Below are 20,032 nucleotides of genomic sequence, written 5' to 3'. Positions count from 1 at the left end.
AGCCTACCACGCAATCTTGATACCACCTGTGCCGGCGTAAGCCAGACTTTGCGACGCAATCTGGGTCGCGAGCGAACTGAACAGCGCCACCTGCTTCGACAGAGTGAGCTCGCTGCCGATCACGATTTGGGCCGAATCCGCTGACGCAGGCGTGCCTACGGTGCTGAACAGAAACCCCGGTGCGGTGTTGAACGATGCCGTGATACGCCGATCCGGAAAGAATTCATGAACCCATACCGCTCGCAGGTAAGGAGCCAAGGTCACGCCATCTGTCAGCGCCAACCTGCTGTCCAACTGGAGACCGAGGGACGCCGGCAGGGACATCGTCGACTGCGATTGATACGTCAGTCCGAGAATCCCAGCGGGCCCGCCCGACGCTGGTGTTTCGATGTAGCTGCGCTGCCATGTGTTCGCGAACTGCAGGGCACCGAAAGGCGTCACCGCGATATTGCCGGCCATGTGCCGCCATCCCAGTTCGACGCGTCCGGAAAACTGATCGCTTGCGAACTGGCCCGACACGAATTCGCTCGGAAGACCGGCGACCGCGATTTCGCGGGTCATGCGATTGTCGAAGCGGCCATAGCCAAGACTGCCGCTTAGATAAAGCGGACCATCGCGGACCGCGCCATAGACACCCAGATGTCCGCCTTCGATGCGGCCATTGGTCGAGCGGTCAGCCACAGAGTATGTCGAACTGCTTCCACCCGCGCTAAATCCGAAGACGGCATTGTCGCCGAACTGCCGCTCGACGCCAAATCCGCCGCCGGCGCTTGTCGTCGCCGACCCCGGGGCTCCCGAAGCGGCGTTGCTGCCGATGGTCTGTCTCGATCCGAACGGAGCAGCCCAGGCGCGCCAGCGATCCGAGAAACTCGGCGGAGGAGCATTCCGGACATTCCGGAACGCGGTGTCCGCAATCACATCGGCAGGAGATACCGCGGCATAGGCCCGCGCGTTATCGTCGAACACAACCCCGTTGTTGTTGCCCGGCGCGCCGGCAACCCAGGAAGTCATCTGATCGAACATCATGGACGCGAAACCGGTGCCGGCGCCGAAACTGGCTTGCTGCGTGGCCGCCGTGCCGCCGCCGCCGACGGCATTATAAAATTTTGACAGTGCAGGCTGATCGGGCAGGTCGAACAGTGCCGATGCAATCGGCGCAAATGCGGGCGAACTGCGGGCGGTCTGGATGGCGTTGATCGCGTTGCCGATCGATGCGAACTGCGTCGGCAGGCCGACCGGATTGAACGTGACATTATAACCGAGCACCACGTCATTGGGATTTGGATACAGGAGTTTGTAGGTGACGATCGCAGAAGATGCCGCATCGAGCGTCAATCCGGCGTTGGTAAAGCCACCCGCTGCCGAGACAATCGTCATCTGATGATCGCCGGGCAAAACCTGCGCCTTGTTCAGGAAGTTGACCGAAACCTTTCCGGCCAAAGCTCCGGTGCCTGTCGCATTGATACGATCCGCCGTGCTCGGCCCGAAATCGAGGTCGAGTTGATAAGTGCCGCCCGTTGACTGCACGACATTGCCGGTCACCGCGCTCGTGAAAACATTGTTGATCGCGCCGGGCGACATCGTCCCGTTGTTGGTGAAGAAATTCCCGGTGCCGAGCATGACGCTCGCACCCATGTCGAACAAGGCTGCGGCTTTGTTGTTGAAGGCGTTGAGGCCCGTACCAAGATTAACCGAACCGATCATGGTGCCGTAGTTGTCGACCGTGTCGTCGCCACTGGTGGCGGTCATCGCATAACCGGCGATCCGGTTGATCGATGTAATCCGGCCGTGGTTGGTCAGCAGGTTGGTCGCGCCGTCGAGGAAGCCGACGCCCGCGCCGGTCCCGCTGCCGCCGGTGATCGTCGTGCCGGCGGTGACAGTGACGTCCATATTTCCATTGCCGGTGCCGCCCGCGCTCTGAACCAGCAACGCAACCGAGTTGAGGCCGATCGCCGCGACGTCGCGGTCCTGCGTCAGCGATACGCTCGCGCCGGTGCCGATACCGCCAGACGTGCCTTGAAACATGGGATCGAGGCCGAGCAAGTCACCAGACTTGCCGACAACGCCACCGCCGCCACCCACGCTCTGCACGAAGACGCCGGCAGCGTTGTCGCCGGTCATGATAATGGAGCCGTGGTTGACGACGCTCACGGTGCCGCCATTGCCGTTGCCCTGGGCCTGGAGCGCGAACGTCGCCGCTCCGTCAGCCGTTGCGATACCGCCGCCGCCGCCAACGCTCTGCGCGAAAAGACCGACAGAGCCCGCGCCCGTCATCACAATCGTGCCGGTGGCGGAGTTCGTGATCGAGACATCGCCGCCCAATCCGACCGAGCCGGAGCCGCCGCCGATCGGAACAACGGCGCCGATGGTCGCCGCGATGGCCGAGCCTCCCGAACCGCCGCCCCCGCCGACGCTCTGCGCAAAGATCGCAACAGAGTTGATCCCTGTCGTGGTGATCGCGCCGTCATTGGTGACGCTGATCGTGCCGCCGTTGCCACCATTACCACCTGCGCCGCCCACGGCTACGGTGCCGCCGCCTGCCGTCGCCGAAACGGTCAGCGCGGCACCGCCATTGCCGCCGCCCCCGCCAACGCTCTGCGCGAAGATCGCCGTCGAACCGGCGCCCGTTGTTGTGATCGCTCCGGTCTGGCGGTTTGTGATCGTGATGTCGCCGCCGTTGCCGCTTGAACCGCCGCCACCACCCACGCCGATTCCCACCGGCGCGGCGGCGCCGTAACTTCCTGACGTGCCGCCATTACCACCGCCACCGCCGATGCTTTGCGCAAAAATGCCGAGGGCGATAGCACCATTCGTGCGGATCGCGCCGTAGTTATCAATGGTGATGGCACCACCATTGCCGGAAGATGCGCCGTTGCCGCCAACCGAAATCGAAAGCCCGATTCCTCCCGACACAACATTGCCACCTCCACCACCGCCACCGCCGACACTCTGTGCGTAGATGCCGTAAGCCATGTCGCCCGATGTCGTGATCGATCCGGTCGCGGAGTTGGTGATGGAGACCGCACCGCCATCGCCGCTCGAACCGCCTGAGCCGCCAAATGCCATCAAGCCGTTGGCCGCAGCACCGCTGCCGCCGCCACCGCCGACGCTCATGGCCATGATGCCGTTCGCGCTCGCGCCGCTCGTTACAATGGCCCCGGTGTTGGAAACGGTGACGAGGCCGCCCGAACCGGAATTTCCGCCGGTGCCACCGATGGCAAGCACACCCGATGAGGCGCGTGCCGAACCGCCGCCGCCGCCGATGCTTTCCGCCATGATGGCGTGCGACTGAGCGCCATGGGTCGTGATCGATGCATTGTTGGTGACGCTGACGATACCGCCGTCACCGCTGCCGCCGCCGTCACCGCCGATCGTGATGATGCCTAGCAGATCACCGCCGCCGCTTCCGCCGCCGCCGCCGATGCTAGACGCATAAACACCGCGCGAATTACGTCCGTTCGTGACGATGTTGCCGCCGCTCGCGATGGTGACAGTCACGTCACCGCCATTGCCGCTCGAGCCACCCGAACCGCCAATGCCGAGCAGACCAACGATACCGGGCGAGGCGTTGCCGCCGCTGCCGCCGCCGCCGCCGATGCTCTGCGCCATGATCGCATCGGAATTGACGCCGCTTGTCGTGATCGCGCCCGAACTCGTAACGGTCACGGTATTGCCGGCTCCGGAGTTGGCACCGGTGCCACCGATCGCGATCTTCGGACTGAGGGGCGTCGCGTTGCTGATCGGGATGAGAATCGTGCTGGGGTCAACCGGCAAAGGCGTCAATCCACCGCCGAGGCCGACCGAGCCGTTGCCGCCTTCGCCACCACCGCCGCCGATGCTCTGCGCAAGAATGCCGACAGAGTCGTCGCCCGTGGTGGTAATGGCACTGTGGTTGTTGACGTTCACAGTGCCGGCATCGTTGCCAGATCCGCCATTGCCGCCCACCGCAATCGCAATGTTGATGTTGGTGCCTCCGCCCGGCGACGGGCAAACCGGCAAACCGCAAGCCGCGCCGAGCGCGAAGGCAAGCGAGTTGGCTCTTCCGCCGACGCCACCGCCGCCGCCGATGCTCTGTGCAAGAATGCCATGCGCGCCATCGCCGGTGGTTGAAATTCCACCGGTCTGATCGATGGTGACATTGCCGCCAATGTTACCCGTTCCACCGTCGCCGCCGACGGCAACCGACGCGTTGACGGTATTGCCGGGACTGCCCGCAGCAAAGCCAACAACAGCGCTGATCGATCCGCCGCCATTGCCGCCGCCGCCGCCGATGCTTTGCGCCTGAATGCCGTAAGCGCCATCGCCCTGCGTGCTGAGCAGACCGTTGTTGGTGACGTTGACTGTCCCGCCTGTTCCGCCCGCGCCGCCTGATCCGCCGATCGACACGCCCATGTTGACGCTGGTGGCCGTGCCGCCGACGCCGATGGCGCTGGCGACGGAGAACCCGCCGTTGCCGCCACCGCCGCCGATGCTTTGCGCAAGGATCGCCGTGGAATCCGTTCCGCCGGTAGAAATCGCGCCTGTATTGTTGACGGTGACGGCTCCGCCCGTGCCACCGACAGCGCCCGAACCACCAAGCGCAAAGTTCACGTTGTAAGAGTTGCGCTGCGCGAAACCGCCCGCGAATGAAAAGCCGCCGCTGCCGCCGCCGGCGCCGATGCTCTGCGCCAGAATTCCGAAAGATTGCGAGCCCGACGTCGAGATGCTGCCGTTACGGGTGACGTTCACAATGCCACCATCACCACCTGCACCGCCGGAGCCGCCGATGCTCAGTGCAAGGCTGAGATTGGTATTGCAGCCGCAGTCGGGCGCCGCTGTCAGGGAGACAGCGCCTGCGAAACCACCGGTGCCGCCGCCGCCGCCGATACTCTGCGCAAAGACCGCCGCCGATGTATCGCCAACCGTCGTGAGTGAGCCGGTGCTGTTGACGGTCACAGTGTTGCCGTTGCCGCCACCGCCGCCTTTTCCGCCGACGGACGCCGTCAATGCTCCCGACATCGCCGCGGAATTGAAAGCGAGCGACATGCTCTGGCCACCGTCGCCGCCGCCGCCACCGATGCTTTGGGCCAGGATCGCATTCGAGCCCTTGCCGCTGGTGAAGATGTTGTCGACGCTCGTGACATTGACCGTGCCGGCTTGTCCGGCGGTGCCGGCATTGCCGCCAACGCTGACGCCGACATTGACAAACGTCCCGGCCGTGCCCGCCGACAGCGCGCCGCTGAAGCCGCCGCTGCCGCCACCACCGCCGACGCTCTGTGCATAGATCGCGGAGGCGTCGTCGCCGGATGTTCGCATTGTCAGGGTCGAGCCCGGCGTCGATCCGACATTGCTGTTGACCACGACGCTGCTCGCATCCTGACCGCCGCTTCCGCTGCCGCCGACACTCACGCTTCCGGCGCCCGGTCCGGTCGTCAACGTCCCGGCGACGCTGAAGCCACCGTCGCCGCCGCCGCCGCCGATGCTTTGAGCCTGAATGCCGCGTGCGCGATCACCATCGGTCGAAACCGTTCCGGTATTGGTGACGGTGACCGAGCCCGCAATGCCACCGAGGCCACCTGCTCCACCGACACTGACACCCACCGCTCCGGTTTGCGCGCCAGCCGCCGAGAGACTGAATCCGCCGTTACCGCCGCCGCCGCCGACACTCTGCGCCAGGATCGCAGTCGATCCGCTTCCGCTGGTCGATACATTGCCATTGCTCGATACGCTGACACTGGCGGCATTGCCGCCGCCCGATCCGCTGCCGCCAACACTGACGGCCGCCGCGCCAGTCACGCCGCCGCCTGCGGAGAACGCCCCCGCGACGCTGAACCCGCCATTGCCGCCACCGCCGCCGATACTTTGCGCGATGATCGCCTGCGCATTCTCACCGTGGGTCGTGATGTTACCTGTACTCGACACCGAGACTGACGAGCTTGTTTGTCCGGCACCGCCGCTGCCGCCAAGACTGATGCCGACGGACGCCGCTCCCGGAACGAGGGGCGGCGTAAAACTGAATGCGCCGCTCACCGCGAAGCCGCCGTTGCCGCCACCGCCGCCGATGCTTTGCGCAACGATGCCGCGCGATTGCGAACCGAACGCAGTGATCGCGCCATTGCTTGTCACCGACACGGTGCTTCCGGTGCCGCCGCCACCGCCGCTGCCGCCAAGACCAATCGCCGCGGCGATGCCGCCACCGCTGGCCGCAACCGCGAACCCGCCGTCGCCGCCACCACCGCCGATGCTCTGCGCGATGATGCCGTTGGAATCCCGTCCCGACGTGGTGATCGCACCGGTGTTGCTCACCGTCACGTTGTTCGCAGCGCCGCCGCTGCCGCCCTTTCCGCCCAGCCCGACGGAGACGCTGACGCCTGACAATCCGGCCGCGACAGCAAATCCGCCATTGCCGCCGCCACCGCCGATGCTCTGCGCGGAGATGCCATTCGATTGACTGCCGCTGGTGGATATGGTCGCGGCGGTCGTCACCGTGACCGACGAACCCGCGCCGCCACTGCCGCCGGTGCCGCCAAGGGCGACCGCAGCCGAGAAGTCGGTCGGGCCGGATGCGCTGACTGCGAATCCCCCGTTGCCGCCACCACCGCCGACGCTTTGCGCAAGGATACCCGAGGCGCTATTGCCGGATGTGTTGATGTTGTAGGCCGGAGTGCCGCTCGTGCCCTGCACGATCACCGCGCCCCCCGCGCCACCGGCACCGCCGCTGCCGCCCATCGCCAGACTTAAAATGCTTGTAGTGAACGCAACCGAGTTACCGCCATTGCCGCCGCCGCCGCCGACACTCTGAGCCTGAATGCCGATTGAATTGACGCCTTGTGTGGTGATCGAGCCGCCATTGCTGACGGTCACGTTGCCGCCAACGCCGCCGCCGCCTCCGCTGCCGCCGAAGGAAAACGTGCCACCGGCTGTGCCGCCGTTGCCGCCACCGCCGCCAATGCTCTGCGCGAGAATGCCCTGAGAGTCCGCGCCCTGAGTGTTCAGCGTGCCCGTGTTGCTGACGCTGACGGTGCCGCCGGGCGTCGTCGAAGATCCGTTGCCGCCTAACGAAACGAGCCCGCCGGAATTTCCGCCGTCGCCACCGCTGCCGCCGACGCTTTGTGCGAAGATCGCGATGGACTTTGCCGCGCTGGTGGAGATGGCTCCGCTATTGGTGACCGACACATTGCCGCCGTTGCCGCCGCTCGATCCGCTGCCGCCAAGCGACACCAGACCGCCCGAACTGCCGCCACCGCCGCCACCGCCACCGATGCTCTGCGCGAAAATGCCGTAGGAGTTTGCCGCATGTGTCGTGATCGAACCGGCATTCGTAACGGTAACGGTCCCGCCATCACCAGCGCTTGCGCCGCTGCTGCCGAACGCGACGACGCCGTAGGAACCTCCACCGCCGCCGGCGAACCCGCCGATACTTGCTGCATAGATGCCGTTGGAATAGGTGCCGAATGTTTCGATGGCCGATGTCGACGTGGTCGAGACATTGACAGTCGAACCATAAGCCGCGCCGCCGCCGCTGTTCGATCCGCAATAAATTCCGGTGCAGTCGCCTGCGGAGCCTCCAGCGCCGCCGCGGCTCACGGCGCTGATGCCGTTTGCATCGGAGCCGCTGGTTCTGACAGATCCGTTGAGAGTTACCGATACCGCGTTGGCATGACCACCTTCGCCGCCGTTGCCTCCGCTTCCGCCGAGGCCGGCAGAATCGCCGCCGTTACCGCCGTCGCCGCCAACGCTGGCCGCGACAATGCCCGCCGCGCCGTTACCGGATGTCGAGATGGCGCCTGTGGCTGAAACGGTTACGGTGCCGCCGGCCCCACCGTCGCCGCCGCCGCGTCCATTGCCCGCGACATAGGCGTCGCCACCGCTACCGCCGTTGCCGCCTCGCGCTGTGACGACGATGCCGGATGCATTCGTCGTAACGATCGCACCGGAGCTTCCTGCCGAAGGATTTGCGCCGGGCTGCGAATAGGTGAGATTGAGAGTGTTGGCGCCGTTGCCGTTGTCGCCAGGCTGAACGCCGATTCCTACGCCGCCATCGCGGCCGTTGTCTCCATCATCGGCGCGGGCCGTAAGACTTAATCCCGATACGCCGCTGGAAGGCGTGACATTGTTGGTCAGGGAGTTGACGTTGAGGGTCGTGACCGAGTTGCCGTCATAGCTGACGCCGCCCGAGATATCCCCCGAGCAGTTGACGACACCGTCGCAAACGGCGGCCGCCGGAATGACCGACGCGACCAGACAGACGCAGCCGAGGACGGTGGCCCGCAACCGACGGACCATCCCAAATCGTCCCCCCTGATTCCGCAACGCTTGCCCTCCCCCCCGCAGCTAACAGCCCCGCGCTTGCAGCCCCCGGCCAGCGAAGCAGGGCATCTACATCTCATGGCGACGCAACAAGTGTCCTGAATCGGCAGGAATTTGTTCTGAAATTTTTCTGAAATTCCTTTTTCAAGCCGCGCGGGTTAAGCTGCTTGGATATTTCCTTCCTTCAGGAATGCGAGGACCGGGTGTTTCGCTTTGCGGGTTTTGCGCTGGATGAGAAGCGGGCCGAGTTGCGCGGCAACGATGGCGCGTTGATCAAGCTCCGTCCCAAGTCGTTCGACATGCTTCAACACTTCGCCAGCAATGCCGGCCGGGTCCTCAGCAAGGAGGAACTGATGGAGGCGGTCTGGCCTGACGTCCATGTCGGTGAAGACAGCCTGTTCCAGTGTATCCGCGAGATTCGCTCGGCGCTTGGCGACGACCAGCGGCAGATGGTCAGGCTTGTCTCCGGCCGCGGCTACCTGTTTGCCGCCGAGGTCTCGACCGGACCGGCCGACATCGCCACTCCCGCCCAGATTGCGCTGCCCGAGCAGGCCGTCGCGCCGACGATTATTCCTGACGCTGCAAGATCGCAGCGGATGTTCAGCCTGCGCGGGCCGGTCGCCATCGCGACCGTGGCTGCGCTTTGCATGATCATCGGGCTTGCGGTCGCGGCGCCGGCCTTCAGGTCCGGCCTCATCTTCAAGCGCACGCCGCCGACCGTTGCGGTGATGCCCATTGCCGAGTCTGGCGATTCTCCGGACGCAGGGATGGCAGGCGCTGTCACCAACCGCCTGATCGATGGCCTTGCCAGAATAGACTATATCCGGGTGATCGCGCCGCAATCGGCAGCCGACGCACATCAACCCGAGCAGGCGTCCATAACCACCGCACAAGCGGACTTCGTCGTGCGCGGCGAATTGCAGCGCGGTTCGCAAGCCTGGACCCTTCAGGCGCGCATGATCGAAACGGCGACTGGTGATATCCATTCCGTCGCCACGGTTTCGGTCGACCTCAACGACCTCGATCTGCAACTCCAGCAATCGCGGCTTGCGGCGGGAGCCGGTCATCAGCTTGCGCAGCAATTGAACCGGCTGCTGGAGAACAAGAAATCCGCGACCGGAGTCTCGCCCACCGGCAAGGCCAGAGTCACGATCGAACAGGCGACCGCCTCGATCAATCAAACATCACGCGAGCGCTTTGGCGTCGCCCAGACGATGTTGCAGAAGGAGCTTCTCGCCGAGCCCGATAACATCGACATCGCTGTCGCGCTCGCTGCACTCCAGATGCGCGGCATCCAGATGGTCTGGTACACCCCGACCGATGCGATCGCGGCGGAAGCGCAAGCCGGCGCGACGCTGGAGCGCGCGCTGCGAGCGAAACCCGACTCGATCCCGGTGCTGGAGACCTATTGCCGCTTCCTGAGCGCAACCAATCGTTTTGCCGACAGTCTTGTAACCTGCGCAAAGGCGCTGAATTACGATCCGTGGAATGGGCTTGCTCTTTATCTTGTCGGCCTCGGCCAGATTCACCTCGGCCGTTTTGAAGATGCGCTCGCAACATTCCAGCAAGCCGACCGTTTCGATACGCCGCGCGTGTCGCGCTGGACGTGGCTGCTCGGCGCGGGTTGGGCGAATGCTCTGCTGGATCGATACGACGATGCGCTGCCATGGGTGCAGCGATCAATCGACATTACGCCGGCGTCGGGGCGCTCGCACATGCTGCTGGCAGCAGTCTATCAGAAGCTGGGCCGTATCGACGACGCAAGGGCGGCCATGAAAAAAGGGCTGGAGTTACGGCCCGGCACCACGGCGCTGAACGTCTCCCCTCCGACGAAGAATGCCAGCCCGTCATTCGTGGAAGGGTCCGAGCGCCTGATCCGGTCCATGGTTGCGGCCGGGCTGCCGGAGGGCTGAACCCGACGGTACTTATCCGCAGGGATAAATACGAGTGCCTACCTCAACGGAGGTCAGCACCAGGTTCGAGATTTTATTTAAGTGATGGCAAAATGGCGCGCCATTCAGAATAAAACTGCGAACTCTTATACTATTGAAATTGTTACTTAATCCTACCAACGTCGAACGCTTCAGGTCGCGAGTTCGCGTTTCAAGCGGATGGTCCGGAAACCCGGATTAGCGCGATTGTTTCGATTGAAGGCCCTTCAGCGCCCGCTTATTGCGCCGACAAGACTGCGGCTTCGGCAGCGCAATCCGGCATCAAAGCTGATGGCGTCGCCTTGGCTGCGTTCACCTCCGCTTCTGCCGCCTTGAGATCGGCAAGAAAGGCCGGATCGGTCTGCAACCGCGCAACGGTCGCCGCTCCCATGATGCGCCCCGCATCGACGTCGCTCTGCCAGTGAGCGTTGCAGATCACCCGACTCTGGCCGAAGGCCAGACCACGCCGGAACAGCTCATTCGAGCGTTCGGGATTGATCTGTGAGAAAACCAGCGCCCATCCCCATCCGGCAGCGGTGTGGCCGGAGGGGTAGGAGCCGTCCCCCCGCAAGATCGCTTCCTGATCCGCTCTGCATGTCGCCTCCTCATGGACGACGAAGGGCCGAACACGATTGTACTTGTTCTTTACACCGTAGGTGGAGAGTCCGAAGTCGGACAACACCTTTTGCATCATGGCATAGAGCCGAGGGGTCTGCGTTTCGGTGATCTTGATACCCATCGCGCAGGAAAAATTGTCGGCCGCCTGCGGGAAGGCGAGATCGGCGTCTGTGATAGCAAGCTTCCAGCGGTCGGTGCCTCGCAGCGGGATCGTCGCCTTGCGCGCCTCTTCGTCCCTGGCCAGAGCCGCCGAACCCGCCTCAGGGGGCGGACCCAGCAGCACCAAGCTGTTCGGCAATTCGGACGGCTTCAGATAGCCGGGTGCAATCTTGAAATGTGGATCAGTGACGTTCGGTCGAGCTTCGCTCGATTGCGCGAGGGCCTGCCCGCAAATCGCGAGCAGCAAGAAGATGGATGCACCTGCGGGTCGAGCCAGGTTCGCAGTCATGGATCGTCTCCGTTCATTTCAATATCGCCGAGATGATCAAGCGACTGGAATTCCTTGAAATACGGGTCCCGACCGTCTGGCCGAGGCGCGCCACAAGGTGAGTGAGAGTTGCCGGTTAGAAACGGTAGGTTGCTGCAACGGCGGGACCGTGCAGGGTTACGTCGTACGAAAATCCGCCGTTGCGATAGTCGACGTGCAATGCGCGATAGCCGGCTTTCAACGTCCAGTTTTCATTCCATGCGTAGTTGACCGTACCCAATGCCTGCCACGTCGAGCGCGAGCCGACACCAAAGCCGCCAACGTCGCCTGCGACCGTCAAGGTCCATGGGCCGCCGAGATTCAGTCCGAGCCGGGCACCGAACGTGGGATCCGCCCACGTCTCGGATTGGCGATGATCAACGTGAAGATTCGCCAGACCAGGCTGGATCTCCAGCTTGTTGTTCAGGTTCCAGAACCGGATGCCTGCTCCGACATCCAGCGAAAGAGCCGCGTCCTCGTAAGTCCGGTAGAGGGCCGAGACTTGAATGGTCGTGCTTTGGGAGCGCACCTTCAGCGATGAGAAGAACGGACCAGGCAGGTTGCCTCCGGCCGTAACCTGACCAAATTGCCCGTCGACCAGAAAGCTCCACCGATCAGCGCGCATTTCTGCGGCAATCATCATCCCGCCGTCCAATTCCTTGAGGACATCTCGGAAACGGAGGCTGATGTCTGCTGCCGGCAGTGGCGGGAACGTCGCGCTCTTTCCGTCAATCGCGGTTGCCCAGAGATAGCTTGTGACGGAGAAGCTTGGTGCTGATGCGATGACAGGAGTGCGCGGCGAGCCGGGCTGTGGAAGATCGGAGGCCCAAGCTGGCATGTGCAATGATGCCGACGTCAACCCGATGACGAGATAGCGCACAACTTCCCCTGACATTGATGTCTTGACCTTGGCGCTTCCACAGCGTCACCGCCGCCACACGCAGCCACAGGACACGCGAGGAGGTGAACCGGCGCACGATCGGGCGGCACCCGATCGCGCGCGCTGCGTTCGTGTTTACTTCATCTTGATTCCCGCCGCGGCTCGCGCGTCTTTGAAGACAACGGCGATCGCCTCGATCATCTTTTTGCTCGGATTGGCTTTGCAATACACGATCACCTCGTGCTCGAGCTCTTTTCCTCGCTTGATGTTCAACAGGTGCTTGCGAGCAAGGCCATTGTACCAGCCGCTGTACCAGCTGGTGAGCATGTCCGCATCCTGCTGCCACGTGCCGGCGAGTTGAGCGCACGTCAGTTTTTGAACGTCCAAATACCCGTTGGCGTCGGCGTAGGTGCTGAGGTCGGTCTGCGCGCGCGCCGCTTGCATCGATGTGACGCCGACGACTGCTGCGATGATCAGTGTTCTGAACATAATGGTACCAATTCCACTTTCGGAAGCATCAGGGAGGCGGAATAGACAGCCGAGCTGGCGCCGATCCACTTGCGGATCATTTTGTGCGCACGCAGATCGCCAGTCTTGCCATTTCGTGCCAATCGCTATGCGGCGACCGCATTCCCCATCTAGAGACAAAGACGCGAACTGCGATCGCTTTTTTGCTTCGCTATGACATCAGCGGCAATTCGGGATGCGGGCGATTGAGGTGTGACAGTGAGGGGCGACGAAACCGATGTCTCCTCCTCGAAAGCCAATCCTTTGAGACTTAGATTGAGGGCTTCGCCTCCGGGAGTTTCCACTTGCCGCTGGCAAGGGGTTGCTCTGGCCGATAAAGCCGGACGGTGTAGTTCCAGCCTTCAACGATCGGCAGACAGTTCGGGATCTTGCCGTCACAGCCGCCGAACTGCACGGTCACAGAGCCGTCGGCATTCTTTTTCGCGGTGATGTCGTTGATCGAATAGGCATTGTATTCGTTTTTCTCGAAGAAGCCCTTCGCGTTGTACACGCTGACCGACCAGAACTCCTTCACCGGCACAGTCTTCGGCATATTGAAGGTGTAGACCGTCTTGCCGTCGTTCTTCGCAGGCGTGAAGCTTACGTAGATGGCGTCCTTGTCCGGAATGCCGCCCCATCCGGCAGCGGTGCCGATCAGGTGTTGGATCGGATCGACCTGGCCACGGGCGCCAAAGGAACCGCGAAACGACGTCTGGAACTTTGCCAGTCCGAGCAGCGCATTGCGGACGTCCGTCAGGCTTCCTTCATCCCAGTTTGGAAGCTCGAGCTTGCCTGTCGCCTTCTGGCTGACCTTGATGGCGTCCTGAAGCTTGTGGACCTCACCAAGGTCCTTCGGATCATTGGGATTAACCAGCGTCCGGATAGCGACGAAGGCATACCGGGTGCCAACAGATTTCTGCGTCAACGTAACCGGCTTTGTGCCGTAGGCGACGATTGGCAGGTAATGATCCTGATCGACGACCATCATCGACATGTAGCGCTTGCCCGTGTCGGGCAGCGAGAGCGTGACCGATCCGCCGGCAAGATCGAACACCGCAAACGAATAGAGCGTATCCCGATTCATGCGGATGACCGTTTGCTTATCGATCGATACGGGCTCCCGGGAATGCTGAAATTTGCCCAGCCCGCCTACGGCCTTTGCATTCGCCGCAAGGTAATGGTCGGTCTCGGCGCGGGCGAAATTGTCAACGGTGACCGGCATTTTGCTGTCTGGCGTCTGGGCAAATGCTGCACCGGTCAGTGCAACTGAAGCAAATGCGAGACTGATTCCAACCGAGTGGAACATGGACATACCTCTTCATTCAAAGCCGTGCTGAGTAACGGCGCGGGACCATTCCGCACGGCGCGGCGCGGGACAAGTCAAATGCCATCTAACCGATCACTGTCTGATCGGCATCCGAACTCTGTTCGGATCATTTTGAGAATAGACAGATCGCTAGTCTTGCCATTTCGCGCCAATCGCTAGCGACCGGGCCATCTGCAGGTGAATTATTACCACTGCGCACGCTGCGGCTACTTTGACGCGAACCGCTACGCTTCAAGACCGGCATGTGCCGGCAACAGAACGGCGAAATCTCGATGCTCGCCGGTAGCGAATCCGGCCAAATTCTGGTTGGTGGAAAGCTTCAACTCTATGATCGCGACGAGATCCGATGGTTAACATCCCTTTGACGCGCTGCCAGTTTCTTCTTCCTTTCGCCGGGATTCTTGACGATATCGGCGCGCCGACGAATTCGCTTCTGGAAAAGTTTCGGCTTCCGTCGTCTCTCGAGGCAAAGAGCGATCTCTACATCCCGCTACTGCCGGCAATCCGCTTCATGGAAACCGCCCAGAAAAGCCAGGGTATTGAAGAATTCGGATTCCTGGCCAGTCAGCGGCTGCACTTTTCCCATCTGCGAGAAAAAACTCGGGCCTTGATCGCTCACTCCCCGACATTGCTTGTTGCGCTACAGCATTCCTGCAGATGGGCGTCGCGGGAGGATACAATTCTGAATATGTGGATCGAGCACGACGACGATCACGTGCGGATTTGCAGCAGGCTCGCCGGGACAACCGGGCTCTTGCATCTGGAACACGCGCAATGGATCCAGAACATTTGCTCCATACACATCGTCCGGCAGTTTACAGGGCCGGACTGGATGCCGGCGACGATCGCCTTTGAAGCTCGCTACACGCCGAGTCCGGCGACGCAATCCTCCTGGCCAAATGTACGTTTTCTGTCGGGCCAGCACGCCGCTTGGATCGATGTGCCGAGCTCGCATCTGAGTCTCTCTAACTGCCCGATCGAAATAAGTCCGTCGCCGCGCGATGACGAAGATGGCCCTTCTGGCTATGACATCGTTGACTTACTTAAACTGATGCTGCCGTCCTATCTGGACGAAAGAACTCCATATCTTGCTGAAGTCGCGGAGATGGCGGGCGTTAGCACACGAAGCTTTCAACGCAAGCTCTCGCACATCGGCCTTACGTATTCAGACTTACTCGACACCGTCAGATATGAGAACGCGAGTAAGCTTTTGCGTGACACTGATTCCAAGATTATCGAAATCGCATTTTCTTCCGGCTACACGGATCCGGCACACTTCAGCCGCGCCTTCCGCCGAATTGCCGGTGTTACGCCGCGACAGTTTCGCGAGCAATCGCGGCTACGATAAGCGCCACCCGCAAGCGGACGTCGCCAAGGTCGCCTATGGGGCAGAACGCGAAAACCCTCGACCTGTCTGCAACGTCAGCTATCTGAAGAACACGGAAGAATACCACCGCGCCCACGAGCCGACATAGTTCGCAGTTTTATTCCGAATGGTGGGAAAATGGCGCGCCCGAAGAGATTCGAACTCCTGACCCCTAGATTCGTAGTCTAGTGCTCTATCCAGCTGAGCTACGGGCGCGCATTTCGCGGATTTGAGGGCCGGAGGCCGCTCCGCGAAAGAGCGCCATAGCTACCGGCTCCGGGATGGCTTTGCAAGATCGATAGGCAAGGGATTTCGGGCCAAAACGCAGGTTTTTCAAGCCCGGGCCCGCGCCTCCCGGTGGCTGAGCAGCTCCACGGCACGATCCGGAATCGTGATTCGGAACGCGGCTCCGATGGTCCCCTCCACCAAATGAAGCTCGCCGCCATGCGCGCGGACCAGTTCCGCTGCAATCGCGAGCCCCAATCCGGTCCCGCCGTCGCGTGACGAGCCCTGAAAGGCCTCGAACAAATGCGCGCGCGCCTTCTCCGGGATGCCGGGGCCGGTGTCCGAAATTTCCACGATGGTCACGCTGCCCTCGCGGCGGCCGGTGACGCGGATCTGCCGCGCCGCGTTCGATCTGTCGCTCCCCAGCGCCTGTGCTGCGTTCCGTACGAGATTCAGCAGCACCCGGAACATCTGATCGGGGTCGGCATCGACGGTGAGCCCGCGCTCGATGGCGCTGATCCACTCAATCGACGTGTCAGAGGCGATCCCCGCCGATTCGCGGACCTCATTGATGATCGGCTCGATCAGGATCATGCGGCGGTCAGGCGGCGCTTCCTGCGCCTTGCCATAAGAGAGTGTTGACTGACAAAACGCGATGGCGCGCTCCAGCGAGCGCATCAGCTTCGGCGCGAACCGCTGCACGCGCGGATCGGGCACGCTCGCCAGCTGATCGGACAGCAATTGCGACGACGCCAGCAGATTGCGCAGGTCGTGGTTGATCTTCGACACCGCAAGGCCGAGCGCCGCGAGATGGCTTTTCTGATGCAGCATCGACACGAGGTCGCGCTGCATGTCGGAGAGCTCGCGCTCCGCGAGGCCTATTTCATCGCTGCGTTTCGAGGGTTCGATGATCCGCGCCGTGCTTTCCGGATTCTCATGGAAGGCGACGAGGTTGGCCGTGACGCGCCGCATCGGCCGCACGAACAGATGGTGTAGGGCGTAGTAAATCAGCCCCGCGGTGATGATCGCCATCACCAGCGACAACAGCAGCACGTTGCGCGAAAAGCGGAACATCGCGGCGCGCAGCGGCTTCTCGTCGACCACCACCTCGATGAACTGCCCGCTGCCGGGGGCGGGACCGAGAATACGCATCACTTCGTCGCCGCTGTCGAGCATCACCTGGAATGCATCGACGATGGCCGACCACGCATTCATGTCGCGCATGTCGACATCGTGGTCGATCTTCGCCGGCATGTCAGCTGCGGCCAGAAGCCTGCGCTGCTGGCCGGTCTTGATGGCGACGGCGCGGGCACCGATGCTCGCCAGAATCTGGCGGGCCAACGCGTCGGGCACCATGCCGCTCGGAGCGGCGTCCAGCACCAGCGCCGCCGTGCTGGCCGCAGCCAACCGGTCGTTGAGCCGGTTCATCCGGAAATTGGCGATGGAAGGAACGTAGATCAGGACTTCGGCGATCAGAATCAGCGGAATGGTCAGCAGCAGCAGCTTGCCGGACAGCCCGAACCGCAGCCCGGTTGGGGGCCGGGCCGTGCTCCGATTGGGCTCTGGGCCGGATACCGCCATGGAATAAAAAGCCTGTCTTTTGCCGTGATTTCCCCGCGCAGGATGCGCCCGGCCGGGAGCCGGGTCAAACCCCGGAAATATCTATGGTTTAGGCCATAGCATGCCCCCGGCTGCCAAACCGGCTCCAGTTCATGTTAATAGCTCTCTCGATTGACGAAAACGGGAGCCTCCCGTATAAGCCCCGCCAACTGTCCTCGATGGCCCGGCTTGACCGGGCCGGTTCATTTTGGATCGAAATTGGTCCTCTTCAGGGCCAACATCGCAGGATTTCATCTCAATATCGGCGAATTGCCTCCGACACGTTGGTCGGACGAGCATTTGGCAGCGGAGAACGACCGTGAAGCGGACTTATCAACCCAGCAAACTGGTGCGCAAGCGCCGTCACGGCTTCCGTGCCCGTCTCGCGACTGTCGGCGGCCGCAAGGTTCTCGCCGCCCGCCGTGCGCGTGGCCGCAAGCGTTTGAGCGCCTGACCGGACCTTATCCGAGACACTTTCCCATGCGCCGGTTGAGATCATGGACCGGTTGAAGCAGCGCGCGGATTTCGTCGCAGCGGCCAGTGGACCACGCATGGCCGGCCCCGCCTTTGTGGTGCAGACCCGCGCGCGCGACGACGGTGGCCCGGTACGCGTCGGTTTCACTGTGACCAAAAAGGTCGGCACCGCCACGGAACGCAACCGCGTCCGGCGCAGGCTTCGCGAATTGGTGAAGCGACTCGACGTCATATCCATGCGACCTCACCATGATTATGTGATAGTGGGCCGTCGTGCCGCGCTGGACCGCGGCTTTGAAACCATGTTCAACGATCTGCGCTCGGCGCTCAGCCGCCTCGAGCGCCAGACGTCGAGACAGTCCAGCGCCTTAAACACTGCGAATTCCCAAACCCGCCCGGTCGAATGACGCGACCTGAACGATGCGAGCCCTAGAGAATGATTGAAAATCGCAACACCATCCTCGCCGTCATTCTGTCGGGCCTCGTGCTGATCGCATGGCAGTATTTCTACAACATTCCCACGATGGAAAAGCAGCGCGCCGCGCAGCAGGCCGAGCTTGCGCAGAAGCAGGCGGCTAACCCCGCGCCGACGCCGGCCAATCCTGCATCGCCGCAGCCGGGAGCGACCTCGCAGGCCCCCGTTCCGGGTGGTCCAACCGTCACGCCGGCCGCGACCGTGCCTGTGCAGAGCCGGTCCACCGTGATCGCCGCCGGCCCGCGCGTGAAGATCGAAACGCCGAGCATCAGCGGCAGCATCGCGCTGACCGGCGGCCGCATCGACGACGTCGCGCTGGTGAAGTATCGCGAAACCGTCGATCCGAAATCGCCCGCGATTGAGCTGTTCTCGCCGTCGGGCACCAAGGAGCCGTTCTACGCCGAATTCGGCTTCGTGCCGGCCGCAGGCGCGACGACGAAAATGCCGGACAAGGACACCGTCTGGAAACAGGAAGGCGCGGGCTCGCTGACGCCGGCGACGCCGGTCACGCTGACCTGGAACAACGGTCAGGGCCTGACCTTCAAGCGCACCATTTCCATCGACGACAAGTATCTCTTCACCATCAAGGATGACGTCGCGAATGTCGGCGACGCTCCGGTGACGCTGTATCCATTCGGCTTGATCTCCCGCCACGGCGCGCCGCACGTCTCGGGCTACTACATCCTGCACGAAGGCCTGATCGGCGTTCTCGGCGACCAGGGCCTACAGGAATACGGCTACAAGAAAATCGACGACGCCAAGGCGGTCGAGTTCAAGGTCACCAACGCGTGGATGGGCATCACCGACAAGTACTGGGCCGCGACGCTGCTGCCGAGCCCGAAGGCCTCGTTGCAGGCGCGCTACTCGTCGAACCTCGTAGGCACCCTGCGGACCTACCAGACCGATTACCTGCTCGACCCGATGACGGTCGCAATCGGCGGCACCGCGACGACGACGACCAGCCTGTTCGCAGGCGCCAAGGAAAGCGCCACCGTCGACACCTATGACAAGCAGCTCGGCCTCAACAAGTTCGACCGCCTGATCGACTGGGGCTGGTTCTACTTCATCACCAAGCCGATGTTCTGGGCCATCGACTGGTTCTTCCACATCTTCGGCAACTTCGGCGTCGCCATCCTGGCGGTGACGGTGCTAGTCAAGCTGATCTTCTTCCCGCTCGCCAGCAAGTCCTACGCGTCGATGGCCAAGATGAAGGCCGTGCAGCCGCAGCTCGCCGCGTTGAAGGACAAGTATCCTGACGACAAGATGAAGCAGCAGCAGGAGATGATGGAGATCTACAAGAAGGAGAAGATCAACCCGATCGCGGGCTGTCTTCCGATTCTGATCCAGATTCCGGTGTTCTTCTCGCTCTACAAGGTTCTGTTCGTCACCATCGAAATGCGGCACGCGCCGTTCTTCGGATGGATCAAGGACCTCTCCGCGCCCGACCCGACCAACCTGTTCAACCTGTTCGGCCTGCTGGCATTCGACCCGACCCAGCTTCCGGTGCTCGGCTATTACCTGCACCTCGGCATCTGGCCCATCATCATGGGCATCACGATGTGGTTCCAGATGAAGCTGAACCCGACCCCGCCGGATCCGACGCAGAAGATGATCTTCGACTGGATGCCGCTGATCTTCACCTTCATGCTCGCAGGTTTCCCGGCCGGTCTCGTGATCTACTGGGCCTGGAACAACCTGCTGTCGGTGCTGCAGCAGAGCTACATCATGCGCAAGAACGGCGCGAAGGTGGAGCTGTTCGATAATCTGAAGGCGGTGTTCGCCGGCAGCAAGAAAACGACGTAGCCCGGCGCCCGCTATTGCCTGCGCTTTCGTCATGCCCGGCTTCGTGCCGGGCATGATATTATTGGAGACGTC

Annotated in this window: 11 protein-coding genes and 1 tRNA gene; 5 read left to right on the top strand and 7 right to left on the bottom strand. The window is 62.5% G+C overall.

Annotated features, from left to right (window positions below):
- Positions 1 to 3: 3 nt before the first annotated feature.
- Positions 4 to 8,265 carry a hypothetical protein gene (locus tag AC07UB_RS13345; protein WP_494653398.1) on the bottom strand — a complete coding sequence of 2,754 codons (8,262 nt, stop codon included), beginning with the start codon at positions 8,263 to 8,265 and terminating at the stop codon, positions 4 to 6.
- A 191-nt stretch (positions 8,266 to 8,456) separates the two neighbouring features.
- On the opposite strand from AC07UB_RS13345, the gene AC07UB_RS13340 reads away from it, so the two are divergent.
- Entirely contained in the window at positions 8,457 to 10,202 is a 1,746-nt protein-coding gene (locus AC07UB_RS13340; protein WP_492791046.1) for a winged helix-turn-helix domain-containing tetratricopeptide repeat protein, read from the top strand.
- A gap of 256 nt (positions 10,203 to 10,458) precedes the next feature.
- Here the strand turns inward: AC07UB_RS13340 and AC07UB_RS13335 are convergent, their stop codons facing one another.
- The 4 genes from AC07UB_RS13335 to AC07UB_RS13320 form a co-directional block, all read right to left on the bottom strand.
- Entirely contained in the window at positions 10,459 to 11,286 is an 828-nt protein-coding gene (locus AC07UB_RS13335) for an acid phosphatase (protein WP_492791047.1), read from the bottom strand.
- A 115-nt stretch (positions 11,287 to 11,401) separates the two neighbouring features.
- Positions 11,402 to 12,184, bottom strand: a complete 783-nt coding sequence (locus tag AC07UB_RS13330) for an outer membrane protein (RefSeq protein WP_492791048.1) — start codon at positions 12,182 to 12,184, stop codon at positions 11,402 to 11,404.
- 135 nt (positions 12,185 to 12,319) lie between these two features.
- Positions 12,320 to 12,673 carry an HdeA/HdeB family chaperone gene (locus tag AC07UB_RS13325; protein WP_492792710.1) on the bottom strand — a complete coding sequence of 118 codons (354 nt, stop codon included), beginning with the start codon at positions 12,671 to 12,673 and terminating at the stop codon, positions 12,320 to 12,322.
- Positions 12,674 to 12,962: 289 nt separating this feature from the next.
- Complete coding sequence (locus AC07UB_RS13320) at positions 12,963 to 13,913, bottom strand: DUF1254 domain-containing protein (protein WP_492791049.1); 951 nt, start codon at positions 13,911 to 13,913, stop codon at positions 12,963 to 12,965.
- A gap of 451 nt (positions 13,914 to 14,364) precedes the next feature.
- Between AC07UB_RS13320 and AC07UB_RS13315 the strand changes: the two genes are divergently transcribed.
- A complete protein-coding gene (locus AC07UB_RS13315; protein ID WP_492791050.1) occupies positions 14,365 to 15,366 on the top strand; it encodes a helix-turn-helix transcriptional regulator in 1,002 nt (333 codons plus the stop codon).
- 157 nt (positions 15,367 to 15,523) lie between these two features.
- Here AC07UB_RS13315 and AC07UB_RS13310 read toward each other — a convergent pair.
- Together AC07UB_RS13310 and AC07UB_RS13305 are read right to left on the bottom strand one after the other, a co-directional pair.
- A tRNA-Arg gene (locus AC07UB_RS13310) sits at positions 15,524 to 15,600 on the bottom strand.
- A gap of 117 nt (positions 15,601 to 15,717) precedes the next feature.
- On the bottom strand, positions 15,718 to 17,190 hold the full coding sequence (locus tag AC07UB_RS13305) for an ATP-binding protein (protein WP_492791051.1): 1,473 nt from the start codon (positions 17,188 to 17,190) through the stop codon (positions 15,718 to 15,720).
- Positions 17,191 to 17,527: 337 nt separating this feature from the next.
- Here AC07UB_RS13305 and rpmH point away from each other — a divergent pair, with 337 nt between their 5' ends.
- From rpmH to yidC, 3 genes are read left to right on the top strand one after another with little or no spacing between them, the layout of a single operon-like run.
- A complete protein-coding gene (gene rpmH / locus AC07UB_RS13300; protein WP_011471298.1) occupies positions 17,528 to 17,662 on the top strand; it encodes a 50S ribosomal protein L34 in 135 nt (44 codons plus the stop codon).
- 43 nt (positions 17,663 to 17,705) lie between these two features.
- Positions 17,706 to 18,089 (top strand): ribonuclease P protein component, encoded by a 384-nt coding sequence (gene rnpA / locus AC07UB_RS13295; protein WP_492791052.1) that lies wholly within the window; start codon positions 17,706 to 17,708, stop codon positions 18,087 to 18,089.
- Positions 18,090 to 18,118: 29 nt separating this feature from the next.
- On the top strand, positions 18,119 to 19,960 hold the full coding sequence (gene yidC / locus AC07UB_RS13290) for a membrane protein insertase YidC (protein WP_494653393.1): 1,842 nt from the start codon (positions 18,119 to 18,121) through the stop codon (positions 19,958 to 19,960).
- The last annotated feature ends 72 nt before the right edge of the window (positions 19,961 to 20,032 follow it).

The sequence above is a fragment of the Afipia sp. GW821-FHT04G03 genome, assembly GCF_059419985.1.
The sequence above is the reverse complement of the archived record's forward strand: the minus strand, read 5'-3'. Positions and strand labels throughout refer to the sequence as shown.